Here is a 14,452-nt window from a genome sequence, read left to right as displayed (position 1 = left end):
CTCTCATTCAGCCGGCGTGGCATATCTATAAATTCGATAAACTCGCTCATGGCAAACACCCTCTTGAGTGAGGTGGCGCATGGTGCGCAGTACCATGATGTTGTCTTCCAGCATCCAGGACACACTGATGCGCCCGCGTCCGACCACACTTAATGCAATCGCGGATAGCTTCAGCGTGAGCGCAACCGACAAGCCTTTGCGTTGATACTCCGGCGCAACACCAGTGAAAAACGCCCGGCCATATAAACCTTGTTCATTCAGGGCGGGTGCAAACATGGTAAAGCCGATGACTTCACCCTCCCGTTCGGCAATCAACGCAGAAATATTCCTGATATTACGAGCCGCCACTTCAAACTGCCCTTTCAACGCCGGGCTATAGCCCCAATTGCGTTCCCAGGCGCGGTTATAGCAATCGGCCAATTGCTGACTCTTGGCGACCAGTTCATCCTGGCCACAATGAACAAACTTGATACCCGCCAATCGTTGCGTCAGTTTTTCTTCCAAGGCCTGGTACTGATAACCCTGGGCAGGCGGTTCGAAGACAATCTCGATCAGGTCTTTTTCTTTGTGGAAACCGGCTTCGGTCAATGCATGCGCGAGCGCCAGCGTATTGGCGGGCAATGAAAACACATTGAAATCAGACTCGAACGTACGCAGCCCGCGCTCGACCAGGAACGAACTGTGAATAGGGCCGACCAGGTCGGTCACCTGCCGGGGCAGCAACCGCGAGCTGTTTATATAGTCGATTGAACTGCGCATCAGCGCCTGCAAGGCATCTGCCTGGGGTCGCGCGATCAGGGTCGAAAAATACGCAGTATCCAGCCCGTTGATCATTGCTCGCCGATCAAAATGCACAATGCAGAAGGCGACGAGGTTACCGTGCTCATCTTGCCAGGCCACCGGGACGTTATGCTCAGTGGCTGAATGCTCGCAGGCGGCTATCACCCGCTGTTCGATTTGCTGCTGTGTGCGACCTACCACCGACACTTGCTGGTCCAGACGCTGCAAGGCATACCAGTCGCACGCCGCCAAACCTATTACTCTACTCATCAATATTCTCGCCCCACATGCATGGCAGGGTTTTCAGGCGGCCAGGCACAAGGCGCGGGTGGTTTGGTCGTCGATCTCGATCCAGAAGGGCACGATGCTTTGGTTATCGATAAGGTGCGGTGGTGAAATTCGCCGGGTAGTGACGCCCATGCGTTTGAGCAGACGCTCATTGCCTACCGCACTGAATGCAATCAATCGGAAAGCGCCCTTTGAGCGCGCAACATCAATGACCTCTCGAACCAGCGTCACTGTGTTTTTCCAGGCTTGCGCAGCGGTTAATACCTGGCCCTTGGGCTGGCTGATGGCGAACCGCGAAAGCTCCCAGATGTCGGCTGAAAAAGGCAGAGAACTGACGCCCATCAAATGAGGAAAAACTTCCCCCAACAAATACGGACCATTCGTGGGAAGAAGTCGGGCACAACCGAATATTTCGCGATCACGATCACAGGCCACTACATAGACGGTATCCGGACGGTCAAACGCATCCAGTTCAATACCCTCTTCGCAATGTAACGGCCAACCCAACGCCTTAACGAATACTTCATACCGATATTTAGCCAACGCCCCGACCATGCCTGGCAAAAGTTCGCCAACCGTCCCTGTTATTGCCGTAAGCATGCCAACCATCCAGCCCGCCAATATGATTAAGCAAGTACAACAAACCCCTCACTGAGTGAGTAGCTGCCCGAATGGGCAGGTCAATCGGAACCCCCATTGCCTGGCCAGAACTTACTGGTCGAAAACCGACTTTCTAGTACTGACGTACTAATAAATAAACAACAAGAGTGCTTCGACCACCTCCTTCATCTCGCCTACACCCCACGCCGAATAAGGGGTTACCGATTTTTGTATGCCACTCGCGAGCGTTCAACCGCGCGCCCTCTATCCGCTGCAGAGTCTGTATAATCTGCCCCCGCCTCACACACTCAGGGGGCGCAGACCACGGAAGGTATTATTGGTGAAAGAATGGCGCGAAACGTTAATCGAGGCAGTGTCGGGCTGCGCGACCGAACATGAACTATTCAACAAGCTGCATACGATAACGTCCAACTTAGGTTTCGAATTCTGCTCCTACGGATTAAAAGTTCCGTTGCCCTCAAGCACTTCGCAATATGTGCTGATTTCAAACTATCCCGCCTCGTGGGAAGAGAAGTACGTCAGTGAAAACTACTTCTCCCAAGACCCCACCGTCGCCCATGGCCTGACCCGCTCCATCCCGCTGCACTGGTCCGCTGCACAACAGCAACAACACCTGGCTTTCTGGGAGGAAGCGCGTCATTACCAGCTCAACCATGGCTGGTGCCTGTCTTCGCAACGCGGCCCTAACGCGATTGGTTTACTCTCGGTGTCCCGCTCCGGTGAATACATTTCAACCACGGAGCTTGAGCACATCGAAAACAAGTTGATCTGGCTGACGCAGTTGGCACACGAATCGATGACGCGCTTCTTCTCCGAAAAATGCCTGCCAGAAATCCACCGCCCCCTGACCGCACGGGAAAAAGAAACCTTGAGATGGACGGCCCTTGGCAAAACCTATGTCGAGATCAGCATGATCCTCAGCATCGATACGCGAACGGTAAAGTTTCATCTGGTCAACGCCATGCGCAAACTCCAGGCCAGCAACAAAGCAGAAGCTGCCGTCAAAGCCTCCTTACTGGGATTACTCTTTTAGCCCTGCTGGTACTCCCGCGGCGTACAACCAAACTCGCGACGAAACACCGTATGCAGGTACTGCGCCGACTTGAAGCCGCACTTGGCGGCAATATCGGCAATCGCCAGTTCGTGGCTTTCCAGGCCCTTGGCGGCGGCGGCGAGTTTGAAACGCAGGATCTCGTCATGCACGCTGCAGCCGCGCACCTTGCGAAAGTGCGCTTCCAGGGAGGAGCGCGACACGCCGACATAGGCCGCCACCTGCGCGGTCTTGATGCCCTGGCAGGCGTACTGGCGGATAAACAGCAGCGCCTGCATCACGTACGGATTACCCAAGGGTTGATGCAAGCTGGAGGCCTGCACATTGATCGCCTCCGGCGGCACCAGGACCTGCGTGCCCACGCACGGTTTGCCGTGCAGCATCTGGTGCAGCAAGGCGGCGGCCGTGCGCCCCATGGTTTCCGTGCCCTGGATCACCGAACTCAGCGGCACGCGCGTGAGGGTGCGGGTCAGGGGGTCATTGTCGATGCCGATCAATGCGACTTGCTCCGGCACGGCGATGCCGGCGGTGAGGCAGGCTTGCAGCAGTTGTCGGGCGCGGGCGTCGGTGACGGCGATGATGCCGATGGGCTTGGGCAGGCTGTGCAGCCAGGCAATCTGCTGTTCCACCGCGCTGTCCCACAACGGCGCGCTGGTGCCCAGGCCGCGATACACCTCGACGTGCAGACCATCGCGTTGCAGCAGGCGGCGAAAGGCTTTTTCACGCTCCTGGGCCCAGCGATTGGCCTGGGCCTCGGGCAGGCTGAAACAGGCAAATCGGGTCAGCCCGGCCTCGATCAGGTGCTCGTACGCCAGCTTCATCAACTCATGGTTGTCGGTGGCCACGTAGGGAATGCCCTTGGGATAAGCGCGCGCGTCTTCATACGAGCCACCCACCGCCACCACCGGCAACTTGCTGTCGGCCAACGCTTCGCCGATCAGCGGGTCGTCGAAGTCGGCAATGATGCCGTCGCCCTGCCAGCGCTCGATACCGCGCAGGCGACAGAGAAAATCCTCCTCGAGGAACAAATCCCAGGACGCGCGCGTGCTGCTCAGGTAATTGCCGATGCCGGCGATGATGCCGCGGTCGTAGATTTTGCTGCCGTTGAACAACAGGGCGATGCGGTGGACGGGCGGTAGGGTTTTCATTGTTTTTATCCTGGGGCCTGTGGCAACAGACTAGCCCCCACCACTCAAAATCGCACTACACCTTGGTGATTTTCATAATCAGCGGGCCAGGAGCCGTTGCTAGTATCCAGACACCGCCAAGAACAATAAGGAAAACGCCATGCTGTACTTCCCCGGTGTCGAGAAGGTTCGCTTCGAAGGCCCCAGCAGCGATGCCCCCCTCGCCTTTCGCCATTACGACGCCAACAAACTGGTCCTCGGCAAACCGATGCGCGAGCACCTGCGCATGGCCGCGTGTTATTGGCACACCTTCGTGTGGCCTGGCGCCGATATGTTCGGCATGGGTACCTTCAAGCGGCCGTGGCAGCGCAGTGGCGAGCCCATGGACGTGGCCATCGGCAAGGCTGAGGCGGCCTTCGAGTTTTTCTCCAAGCTGGGCATCGACTACTACAGTTTTCACGACACCGATGTGGCGCCCGAAGGCAGTTCGCTCAAGGAGTACCGCAACCACTTTGCGCAGATGGTCGACCACCTGGAGCGCCATCAGGAACAGACCGGCATCAAGTTGCTGTGGGGCACCGCCAACTGCTTCAGCAACCCGCGTTTTGCCGCCGGTGCCGCCAGTAACCCGGACCCGGAGGTGTTTGCCTACGCCGCTGCCCAGGTGTTCAGCGCGATGAACGCCACGCTGCGGCTCAAGGGCGCCAACTATGTGCTGTGGGGCGGCCGTGAAGGTTATGAAACCCTGCTCAACACCGACCTCAAGCGCGAGCGCGAACAGCTCGGGCGCTTTATGCGCATGGTGGTGGAGCACAAGCACAAGATCGGCTTCAAGGGCGACCTGCTGATCGAGCCCAAGCCCCAGGAGCCGACCAAGCACCAGTACGACTACGACAGCGCCACGGTGTTCGGCTTTTTGCATGAGTACGGCCTGGAACACGAGATCAAGGTGAACATCGAGGCCAACCACGCCACCCTGGCCGGGCACAGCTTCCACCATGAGATTGCCACGGCCGTGTCCCTGGGCATCTTCGGCAGCATCGACGCCAACCGTGGCGACCCGCAGAACGGCTGGGACACCGACCAATTCCCCAACAGCGTCGAGGAGATGACCCTCGCCACCTATGAAATCCTCAAGGCCGGTGGCTTCAAGAATGGCGGCTACAATTTCGACTCCAAGGTCCGCCGCCAGAGCCTGGACGAGGTCGACCTGTTCCACGGCCATGTCGCCGCCATGGATGTACTCGCCCTGGCGCTGGAACGTGCGGCGGCCATGGTGCAGAACGACCAGTTGCAGCAGTTCAAGGACCAGCGCTATGCCGGCTGGCAGCAGCCGCTGGGCCAGGCCGTGCTGGCCGGTGAGTTCAGCCTGGAGTCGCTGGCCGAACATGCGTTTGCCCACGAACTGAACCCGCAGGCCGTGAGTGGTCGCCAGGAGATGCTGGAGGGGGTAGTCAACCGGTTTATTTATCGGTGACAGTGTGGCGAGCGGGCTTGTTGTGGTGAGGGGGGGTTATTGTGGTGAGCGGGCTTGCCCCGCGTTGGGCTGCGAAGCAGCCCCAAACCCAGGCACCTCGGTGTGTCAGCTAAAAACACATCGCCTGCAATGGGGCCGCTTCGCGCCCCAGCGCGGGGCAAGCCCGCTCACCACACCAAACCCATTCACCACAAAAGTCCTGTTCACCACAAAAGCCCGGCTTGCCACAACACGCCGGTTAGCCACACCTACAGTGTTCGCCTAGAGTCTTCACCCAGTGTCTTTCCAACAACAATAAAAGGACGCACCACCATGAAGTCATTCAAACGTACCCTGCTCGCCACCGCCCTGGCCCTGCTCGCCCTGCCGGTGATGGCCGACTCCGCCCACCCGAAAATCGGTTTTTCCATCGACGACCTGCGTCTGGAACGCTGGTCCCGGGATCGTGACTACTTCGTCGCCGCGGCGGAAAAACTCGATGCCAAGGTCTTTGTGCAATCCGCCGATGCCAACGAGCAGAAGCAGATTTCGCAGATCGAAAACCTGATCTCCCGGGGCGTCGATGTGATCGTGATCGTGCCGTTCAACGCCACCGTGCTGACCAACGCGGTCGCCGAAGCCAAGAAAGCCGGGATCAAGGTGGTGTCATACGACCGCCTGATTCTCAACGCGGACATCGATGCGTACATTTCCTTCGATAACGAAAAAGTCGGCGAGATGCAGGCCAGCGGCGTGCTGCAAGCGGCGCCCAAGGGCAATTACTTCCTGCTCGGCGGCGCGCCCACCGACAACAACGCCAAGGTGCTGCGCGAAGGCCAGATGAAGGTGCTGCAACCGGCCATCGACAAGGGCGACATCAAGATTGTCGGCCAGCAGTGGGTCAAGGAATGGAACCCCACCGAAGCCCTGAGCATCGTCGAAAACGCCCTGACCCGCAACAGCAACAAAATCGACGCCATCGTCGCCTCCAACGACGCCACCGCAGGCGGTGCGATCCAGGCCCTGGCCGCCCAGAAACTGGCGGGCAAGGTGCCGATCTCCGGCCAGGACGCCGACCTCGCAGCCGTCAAGCGCGTGATCGACGGTACCCAGACCATGACCGTGTACAAGCCGCTCAAGCTGATCGCCACCGAAGCCGCCAAGCTCTCGGTGCAACTGGCGCGTAACGAGAAGCCCACCTACAGCTCGCAGTACGACAATGGCAGCAAGAAAGTCGACACCATCCTGCTCACCCCGACCCCGCTGACCAAGGCCAATATCGACCTGTTGGAAAAGGACGGGTTCTATACCAAAGAGCAGATCGGCCTGTAGGCGCTGGCTTGCCAGCGAAGATCGCGAACGAAAACGCGGAAAGCCTGAATAAACGCGGTGACTTGGCGTTTTTCGCGAGCAAGCTCGCTCCTACAGTCATGTCGTCAGTCCTGTGTGTGAGCCATGGTATGTCCGACTACCTGCTGCAAATGAACGGCATCGTCAAAACCTTTGGCGGTGTCCACGCGCTGAACGGCATCGACATCAAGGTGCGGCCGGGGGAATGTGTCGGCCTGTGCGGCGAGAACGGTGCCGGTAAATCCACCCTGATGAAGGTGCTGTCGGCGGTCTACCCCCATGGCACCTGGGAGGGGGAAATCCTCTGGGACGGGCAACCGCTCAGGGCCCAGTCCATCAGCGAAACCGAGGCCGCCGGTATCGTCATCATTCACCAGGAACTGACCCTGGTGCCCGACCTGTCGGTGGCCGAGAACATCTTCATGGGCCACGAGCTGACCCTGCCCGGCGGGCGCATGAACTACCCGGCGATGCTGCACCGCGCCGAAGCGTTGATGCGCGAGCTCAAGGTGCCGGACATGAACGTCGCGCTGCCGGTGTCACAGTACGGCGGCGGCTACCAGCAACTGGTGGAAATCGCCAAGGCCCTGAACAAACAGGCGCGCCTGCTGATCCTCGACGAGCCTTCCTCGGCCCTGACCCGCTCGGAAATCGAGGTACTGCTCGACATCATCCGCGGCCTCAAGGCCAAGGGCGTGGCCTGCGTGTACATCTCCCATAAGCTCGATGAAGTGGCGGCCGTGTGCGACACCATCGCGGTGATCCGCGATGGCAAGCACATCGCGACCACGGCCATGGCCGACATGGACATCCCGCAGATCATCACGCAGATGGTCGGGCGGGAAATGAGCAACCTCTACCCCACCGAGCCCCATGCCATCGGCGAGGTGATTTTCGAAGCGCGCAACGTCACCTGCTATGACGTCGACAACCCCCAGCGCAAGCGCGTCGACGATATTTCCTTTGTGCTCAAGCGCGGCGAAATCCTCGGCATAGCCGGGCTGGTGGGCGCCGGGCGTACGGAGCTGGTGTCGGCGTTGTTCGGCGCCTACCCCGGCCGCTACAGCGCCGAGGTGTGGCTCGACGGCCAGGTGATCGACACGCGTACGCCGCTCAAATCGATCCGCGCCGGGCTGTGCATGGTGCCCGAGGACCGCAAGCGCCAGGGCATCATCCCTGACCTGGGCGTGGGCCAGAACATCACGTTGGCGGTGCTCGACACCTATGCCCACCTGACCCGCATCGATGCCGAGGCCGAACTGGGCAGCATCGACCAGCAGATCGCACGCATGCACCTCAAGACCGCCAGCCCGTTCCTGCCGATCACCAGCCTGTCCGGTGGCAATCAGCAAAAGGCTGTGCTGGCGAAAATGCTGATGACCAAGCCCAAGGTGCTGATCCTCGACGAGCCCACACGCGGGGTGGATGTGGGCGCCAAGTATGAGATCTACAAACTGATGGGCGCGCTGGCGGCAGAAGGCGTGTCGATTATCATGGTTTCCTCGGAATTGGCCGAAGTGCTCGGCGTGTCCAACCGCGTGCTGGTCATCGGTGACGGCCAGTTGCGTGGCGACTTCATCAACGAGGGGCTCACCCAGGAACAGGTGCTCGCCGCCGCGCTCAGCCAAAACAATAACAATCGGAAAACCGCGTAGATGAATCAGGTCAAACAGCTGTTCACTCGCTACAAAATGCTCGCACTGGTGATCGCCGTGGCGTTTATCTGGCTGTTTTTCAGCTGGCAGACCGAGGGCGGTTTCCTCACCCCGCGCAACCTGTCCAACCTGCTGCGGCAGATGTCGATCACCGGCATCCTGGCGTGCGGCATGGTGCTGGTGATCATCAGCGGTGAGATCGATTTGTCGGTGGGTTCGTTGCTGGGACTGTTGGGCGGGCTCGCAGCGATCCTGGATGTGGTCTATCACATTCCGCTGCTGGCCAACCTCAGCCTGGTGGCGTTGTGCGGCTTGATGATCGGTTTGGCCAACGGCTACATGACCGCTTACCTGCGCATTCCGTCGTTTATCGTTGGCCTCGGCGGCATGCTGGCGTTTCGCGGGATCCTGCTGGGGATCACCGGCGGCACCACCATCGCGCCGGTGTCGCCGTCGCTGGTGTATGTAGGCCAGGGGTATTTGCCGCATTCGGTGGGGGTTGGCCTTGGGGTCTTGCTGTTTGCCCTGACTCTGTTTTTGACCTGGAGACAACGGCGCAACCGCGCGCTGCATGGCTTGGCACCGCACGCCCTGATGCGCGATGTGCTGCGCGTGGGGGTGATCGGCGCGGTGCTCGCCGGGTTTGTCACCACCCTCAACAGCTACGACGGCATCCCCGTACCGGTGCTGCTGTTGCTGGTGCTGCTCGGCGTGTTCAGCTACGTCACCAGCCAGACCGTGTTCGGCCGCCGCGTCTACGCGGTGGGCAGCAACATGGAAGCCACGCGCCTGTCAGGCATCAACGTGCAGGCGGTGAAACTGTGGATCTTCGGCATCATGGGCGTGATGTGCGCCCTCGCCGGCCTGGTCAATACTGCGCGTCTCGCGGCGGGCTCACCGTCAGCGGGCAATATGGGCGAGTTGGATGCCATCGCTGCGTGCTTTATTGGTGGTACGTCGATGCGCGGCGGCTCGGGCACGGTGTATGGCGCTTTGCTCGGGGCATTGGTGATTACCAGCCTGGATAACGGCATGTCGATGCTGGACGTGGACAGTTACTGGCAGATGATTGTGAAGGGCAGCATCCTGGTGTTGGCGGTGTGGGTGGATGTGAGTACGCGCACGGGTCGGCGCTGACTGCCTCACTTCCCGAGCAACACGGCCCCATCCCCCAGCCGCCCCAACTGATCCCCCGGATTGCGCAACGGGCAATCATCCAGGGACAGGCATCCACAGCCGATACAGCCATCGAGTTGGTCGCGCAGTTGAGTGAGGCTGTTGATACGCTCACTCAACAGGTCGCGCCAGCGTGTGGAGAGTTGGGTCCAATCCTTGGCCGTCAATGGCCGTCCTGAAGGCAGTTCGTCCAACGCGTCCTTGATAGTCGCCAACGGAATGCCCGCGCGCTGCGCGACCTTGATCACCGCAATTCGGCGCAGTACATCACGCTGATAACGACGCTGATTGCCCGCGCTGCGTTGTGCGTGAATCAACCCCTTGGCTTCGTAGAAATGCACCGTGGCCACGGTCACGCCGCTGCGGCGGGCCAATTCGCCCACGCCGAGGGGGATGCGCACATCGATTTTCGCTTCCATCCAGCTCTTGACCTCATCTAAACATGAGGTTTTATAAAGGGTGTCGGCTTGCCTTGGCAAGCCTTCAGTCCTTTGAATCGGAGCCTGCATGGACACACCTCAACCCTCCCCCTCCAACTGGGCCGCGCTGTTGTCCGGTGCCAACGGCGTACGTTCGCTCGCACTGGCAGGCGGCGTGGTGCTGCATGCGATCAACGTGTACATCGCCACCACGATTCTGCCGTCAGTGGTCCAGGACATCGGCGGCATCGACTACTACGCATGGAACACCACGTTATTTGTCGCCGCCTCGATCCTCGGCTCGGCATTGTCGGCGCGCCTGCTTGGCAGCCTCGGGCCGCGTGCGGCGTACCTGGTCGCCAGCCTGGTGTTCGCCGGCGGGGCCTTGGCCTGTGCGTTTGCGCCGTCCATGCCGGTGATGCTCGTGGGGCGGTTGGTGCAGGGACTGGGTGGTGGGTTCTTGTTCGCGCTGTCCTACGCGATGATTCGGTTGGTGTTCGATGAAAGCCTGTGGCCGCGCGCGATGGCGTTGGTGTCGGGGATGTGGGGCGTGGCGACGCTGGTCGGGCCAGCGGTGGGCGGAGTGTTTGCCGAGCTGGGCATATGGCGCGCGGCGTTCTGGTCGTTGATTCCGGTGGCCGGGTTATTCGCGGTGCTGGCGGCGGCGGTCCTGCCCAGGCGCAGCACCGAGAGCGCTGCGCCGACCCCGTTGCCACTCGCCCAACTGGTGCTGCTGACGGCGGCGGTACTGGCGGTGTCGGCCGGCAGTGTCTCGTCCACCCTGCCCCTGAACCTGCTGGGGCTGGCCGTGGCGGCGGTGTTTACCGCGCTGCTGATCGTCACGGAAAGCCGCGCCCGCCATCGACTGTTGCCCGCCGGAGCGTTTCGGATCACCACTGCGCTCGGCGCGCTGTACGCGACGATGTCATTGCTGGCGGTGGCCGTGACCAGTGGCGAAATCTTCGTGCCGCTGTTTCTTCAAGTCCTGCACCACCAGTCGCCGCTGGTGGCCGGTTATCTGGCGGCATTGATGGCGGCTGGCTGGACGCTGGGGTCAATCGCCAGCGCGGGTGTGACGGGCAGCAACATTCGACGGGCGATCCTGGCCGGGCCGATCCTGGGCGTGGTGGGCATGGTGGCGCTGGCCATCTTGATGCCCGTCGAAAGCAACGGCAGCGGGCAGACGCTCACACCGATCTGCCTGGCGCTTATCCTGATTGGGTTGGGCGTGGGGCTGGCTTGGCCGCACTTGCTGACCCGGGTGTTCCAGGTGGCGCCGGCCGGTGAGCAGGACCTTGCCAGCGCGTCGATTACCACCGTGCAGCTGTTCGCTACCGCGTTTGGCGCGGCACTGGCGGGCATGGTCGCGAACGTCGCCGGCCTCACTGAACCCGGCGGTGTCGAAGGCACCGCAAGCGCTGCGGTGTGGCTGTTTGGGGTGTTTGCACTCGCGCCTGTGGTGGGTGTTCTGATTGCCAGGCGGGTGGTTCGCATGATCGGTCAGTACCATGCCAAGCTCACCAATACCCCTGCCTGAGCACATTTGACTGCATTCCAAGGTTGGATCGAGGTGCTCAGTGCTATTCAAACGCCTGGCGATTCTCAGGCGTAATCAACTTGAACGGCACCCAGACCACCGCCGACTCCAGCACCTCGCCGCGTACCAGGCGCAGTGCGGTGTCCACTGCGCCGCCGGCCTGGCCGGCGGCATCCTGGAACACGCTGACCGCCATCTTGCCCTCAGCCATCAATTTCAAGCCGTCCGGTGTGCCGTCGATGCCGCCGACCCAGTAGTCCTTGGCCTGCTTGCCGGCCTTTTCCAGCCCCATGATCGCGCCGATCGCCATTTCATCGTTATTGGCCGCGATGATCGAAAAATCGACGCCCTGCTTGACCCAGTCAATGACAATCGTGGCGGCCTGGCTACGCTCCCAGTTACCGACTTTTTTCTGTACGACTTTCATATCGGGGTATTTGGCGACGACTTTTTCCACGTCCTCGGTGCGCATCAAGGAGGACGCGTTGGCGGGGTCGCCCACCAGAATCACCACGTTGCCCTTGTAACCGGCGCGGCGCGCCAGCTCTTCCATCTGCAAAGTACCCGACTCCAGCTCGTTGGAGCCGACAAACGCGGTCTGCGCCGGCCACTTTTGCGGGTTCGGGTTGCGGTTGACGAACACCAGCGGGATCTTTGCATCCGAGGCCAGCTGCATCATCTGCGCCGCACTTTTGCCGTCGACCATCGCGACGATGATCGCATCCACCTTGGAATTGACCAGGTTGCGGAATTGGCGCATCTGCAAATCGACGCTGTCCTGCCCGTTCTCCATAAAGATGTCTGCGTTCATGACGCTGGCCTGTTGCTGCACCCCGTTGCGCAGCAGGGTCTGGAAGTTATCGTCGTACTTTGCCATGCCTACACCCAGCAAGGGCGTGGCGGCCTGGGCTGGGCCCGGAATGAACAGCGTCGCCCCCAAGGCGAGGATTAACCATGCTTTCATGTTCTGACTCCCGCGGCTCAAACGCTGAAATGATGGAGCAGCTCGCGCTGCACCTTGGCCATGTCCGACAGCTCGTGGCTGCTGATGGCGGACTGCTCGGCGCCGTCTGCCGTCTGCTGGGCCGAATCGTTGATCTGGATGACCATCCGACTGGTTTCCTGCACCGTGGCGCTCTGCTCCTCGGTGGCGGCGGCGATCTGGATATTCATGTCGCGGATACTGTCGACCGAGTCGCTCATCGACAGCAGCAAGTCACCCGCGCCCGAGGCCAGGGACACGCACTGGGTGGACTGCGCCTGGCTTTCGTTCATCACGTGCACCACCGAGTGAATCTTTTCCTGCATGAGCCCGATCATGTCCTGGATTTCGCTGGTCGAGGTCTGGGTACGGCTGGCCAGGGAGCGCACTTCATCGGCCACCACCGCAAAACCGCGTCCCTGCTCGCCGGCACGGGCCGCTTCGATCGCCGCATTCAGGGCGAGCAGGTTGGTCTGTTCCGCAATGGTGCGAATGGCGACAACAATGCCCTCGATATTCTGTCCGTACTTCTGCAACTCATCGGTCACCTGCGTGGCCTTGTTCACCTGGTCGGCCTGCTGGCGGATGTTGACGATGGTCTCGGCCACACGCGCCTGCACCTTGTGCGTAAGTTCACTCGTGTCGTCCACGGCCTGGCGGGTGTCCTGCGCACGCCGGGCCACCTCTTCGACCGTGCTTTCCATCTGCGTCATGGCCGAAGCCGCCGATTGCAAGCGGTCCTTCTGTTCATCCACCACCCGGGTGGTCTGCTCGCTGTTCAGGGCGTTGCTGCCCGCGGTAACGGCCAGCGCATCGGCAGAGCCGATCAATTCACGGAAGGTTTTGCGCAGGGCCGTGGTCAGTTCGTTCAGGTAACCGCCCAACTCACCGAACTCGTCTTTACGGCTGACATCGAAACTGACCCGCATGTCTCCCGCAGTAAGCGTCTTGAGGACTTCGCGAAACGCCGCCAGCGGACGCCGCAGGCTGAAGGCGACCCAGGTACCAATCGCCACCGCCGCCAGCACCGCCAGCACACACGCGATCAACAGCAAGCTGCGGCTGGTGCCGATGGTCGCATTGGCCGACTGGCTGGCCTGGTTGGCGACCTCCAGGGACTGGCTGCCGAACTCGCCAATCCTGTCCAGGGTGGCTTTCAGCGCCGCGTCAACCGCACTGCGTTGCTGCTGCACCTGCGCGGCCAGTTTTGCCTCCACCTGATAAGCCTGGAACAGGCCGTCAGGGGCGGTCAGGTCACTCAGCAGGCGATTGACCATGACGCCGGCAATCCGCCCGACCCTGGGGTCAATCGCCGCCAGGGCCTGGGCCCGGGTGCTGATCACTTCGTCCTGGAGATTGAGCACACGCTGTAATTTATCAATGGCCGGCGTGACGGTATGAGCCGCGAAGCCATCGTAGGATTTGTTGACCTCCAACAGCAGCTTTTCCGCTGCGGCCACCTGTTGCGGTTCGCCGACACTGCGTGCATGGGCAATGTAATCGCGCAGATAGCTGGTCAGCTGTATCGCCTGTGCACTGCTGTAGCCTTGCAGTTGCCGCGTCAGCGCCAATTGCTGCACGTGTTGCACGTGGGAGGTCATCAACGCCTGCGCCTGCTCGGCGTAGGCCGCGACCTGTTGGCGCTGCTGCGCCAGGTTCGCGCGCAGCGCCTCATGCTCGCCCGTATAGGCAACGGTGCTGTCGAGCAATTGATTGAACTGGGCGATGCTCTCGGTGAACGGTCGCTTGCCGTCCTCGATCTGCTTGGGGTCGGTGCTGATCTGAAGGGCCAGCAACGCCTGGTTGGCGCGCAGGATGTGCACGTATAGCTCACTGGCGGCCCGGCTCAAGGGTGCCGACTCGCCGGTGATAATGTTCAAGCGACTGCTGATGGACTGGGTGTTCTGATAACTGATCCCCGCCATGACTAGCAGTAACAGCACCAACACCGCAAACCCGCCGATCACACGCTGCAATATGGTCATGGCCACCCCTTTTGATTTTTATTCG

12 protein-coding genes and 1 pseudogene are annotated in these 14,452 nt (G+C 60.8%); 6 read left to right on the top strand and 7 right to left on the bottom strand.

Features of this window, described 5'->3' with window-relative positions; translation table 11 throughout:
* Positions 1-3: 3 nt before the first annotated feature.
* Both Q8X51_RS19120 and Q8X51_RS19115 read right to left on the bottom strand, forming a co-directional pair.
* On the bottom strand, positions 4-1,008 hold the full coding sequence (locus Q8X51_RS19120; protein WP_330215291.1) for a GNAT family N-acetyltransferase: 1,005 nt from the start codon (positions 1,006-1,008) through the stop codon (positions 4-6).
* Positions 1,009-1,083: 75 nt separating this feature from the next.
* Positions 1,084-1,668, bottom strand: a complete 585-nt coding sequence (locus Q8X51_RS19115; RefSeq protein WP_259194870.1) for an acyl-homoserine-lactone synthase — start codon at positions 1,666-1,668, stop codon at positions 1,084-1,086.
* Between the two features lie 340 nt (positions 1,669-2,008).
* Here Q8X51_RS19115 and Q8X51_RS19110 point away from each other — a divergent pair, with 340 nt between their 5' ends.
* Complete coding sequence (locus tag Q8X51_RS19110) at positions 2,009-2,722, top strand: autoinducer binding domain-containing protein (protein ID WP_330215290.1); 714 nt, start codon at positions 2,009-2,011, stop codon at positions 2,720-2,722.
* Here the strand turns inward: Q8X51_RS19110 and Q8X51_RS19105 are convergent.
* Positions 2,719-3,888, bottom strand: a complete 1,170-nt coding sequence (locus Q8X51_RS19105) for a XylR family transcriptional regulator (protein WP_259194868.1) — start codon at positions 3,886-3,888, stop codon at positions 2,719-2,721. The genes Q8X51_RS19110 and Q8X51_RS19105 overlap by 4 nt on opposite strands.
* A gap of 139 nt (positions 3,889-4,027) precedes the next feature.
* Between Q8X51_RS19105 and xylA the strand changes: the two genes are divergently transcribed.
* The 4 genes from xylA (at position 4,028) to Q8X51_RS19085 (ending at position 9,465) form a co-directional block, all read left to right on the top strand.
* Entirely contained in the window at positions 4,028-5,344 is a 1,317-nt protein-coding gene (xylA, locus tag Q8X51_RS19100; RefSeq protein ID WP_407694694.1) for a xylose isomerase, read from the top strand.
* A gap of 312 nt (positions 5,345-5,656) precedes the next feature.
* Positions 5,657-6,655 (top strand): D-xylose ABC transporter substrate-binding protein, encoded by a 999-nt coding sequence (gene xylF, locus Q8X51_RS19095; protein WP_053139566.1) that lies wholly within the window; start codon positions 5,657-5,659, stop codon positions 6,653-6,655.
* A 128-nt stretch (positions 6,656-6,783) separates the two neighbouring features.
* Positions 6,784-8,328, top strand: a complete 1,545-nt coding sequence (gene xylG, locus Q8X51_RS19090) for a D-xylose ABC transporter ATP-binding protein (RefSeq protein ID WP_315871563.1) — start codon at positions 6,784-6,786, stop codon at positions 8,326-8,328.
* Positions 8,329-9,465 (top strand): sugar ABC transporter permease, encoded by a 1,137-nt coding sequence (locus Q8X51_RS19085; protein WP_027603558.1) that lies wholly within the window; start codon positions 8,329-8,331, stop codon positions 9,463-9,465.
* 5 nt (positions 9,466-9,470) lie between these two features.
* Here Q8X51_RS19085 and soxR read toward each other — a convergent pair whose 3' ends face one another.
* Positions 9,471-9,923 carry a redox-sensitive transcriptional activator SoxR gene (gene soxR / locus Q8X51_RS19080; RefSeq protein WP_065926256.1) on the bottom strand — a complete coding sequence of 151 codons (453 nt, stop codon included), beginning with the start codon at positions 9,921-9,923 and terminating at the stop codon, positions 9,471-9,473.
* A gap of 88 nt (positions 9,924-10,011) precedes the next feature.
* Here soxR and Q8X51_RS19075 point away from each other — a divergent pair, with 88 nt between their 5' ends.
* Positions 10,012-11,460 carry an MFS transporter gene (locus Q8X51_RS19075; protein WP_065926255.1) on the top strand — a complete coding sequence of 483 codons (1,449 nt, stop codon included), beginning with the start codon at positions 10,012-10,014 and terminating at the stop codon, positions 11,458-11,460.
* Between the two features lie 43 nt (positions 11,461-11,503).
* On the opposite strand, the gene Q8X51_RS19070 is transcribed toward Q8X51_RS19075, so the two are convergent.
* From Q8X51_RS19070 to Q8X51_RS19060, 3 genes and pseudogenes are all read right to left on the bottom strand, one after another.
* The gene (locus tag Q8X51_RS19070; RefSeq protein ID WP_065947963.1) at positions 11,504-12,424 is read right to left on the bottom strand and encodes a substrate-binding domain-containing protein; all 921 of its coding nucleotides are present in this window, start codon (positions 12,422-12,424) and stop codon (positions 11,504-11,506) included.
* A 17-nt stretch (positions 12,425-12,441) separates the two neighbouring features.
* The gene (locus Q8X51_RS19065) at positions 12,442-13,197 is read right to left on the bottom strand and encodes a methyl-accepting chemotaxis protein (protein WP_370671265.1); all 756 of its coding nucleotides are present in this window, start codon (positions 13,195-13,197) and stop codon (positions 12,442-12,444) included.
* A gap of 102 nt (positions 13,198-13,299) precedes the next feature.
* A pseudogene (locus Q8X51_RS19060) lies at positions 13,300-13,719 on the bottom strand (HAMP domain-containing protein); the annotation flags it as partial.
* Between the last annotated feature and the right edge of the window lie 733 nt (positions 13,720-14,452).

The organism is Pseudomonas sp. Yb2C2, from assembly GCF_052112325.1.
GTDB classification, from domain to species: Bacteria; Pseudomonadota; Gammaproteobacteria; order Pseudomonadales; family Pseudomonadaceae; genus Aquipseudomonas; species Aquipseudomonas marginalis.
The sequence above is the reverse complement of the archived record's forward strand: the minus strand, read 5'-3'. Positions and strand labels throughout refer to the sequence as shown.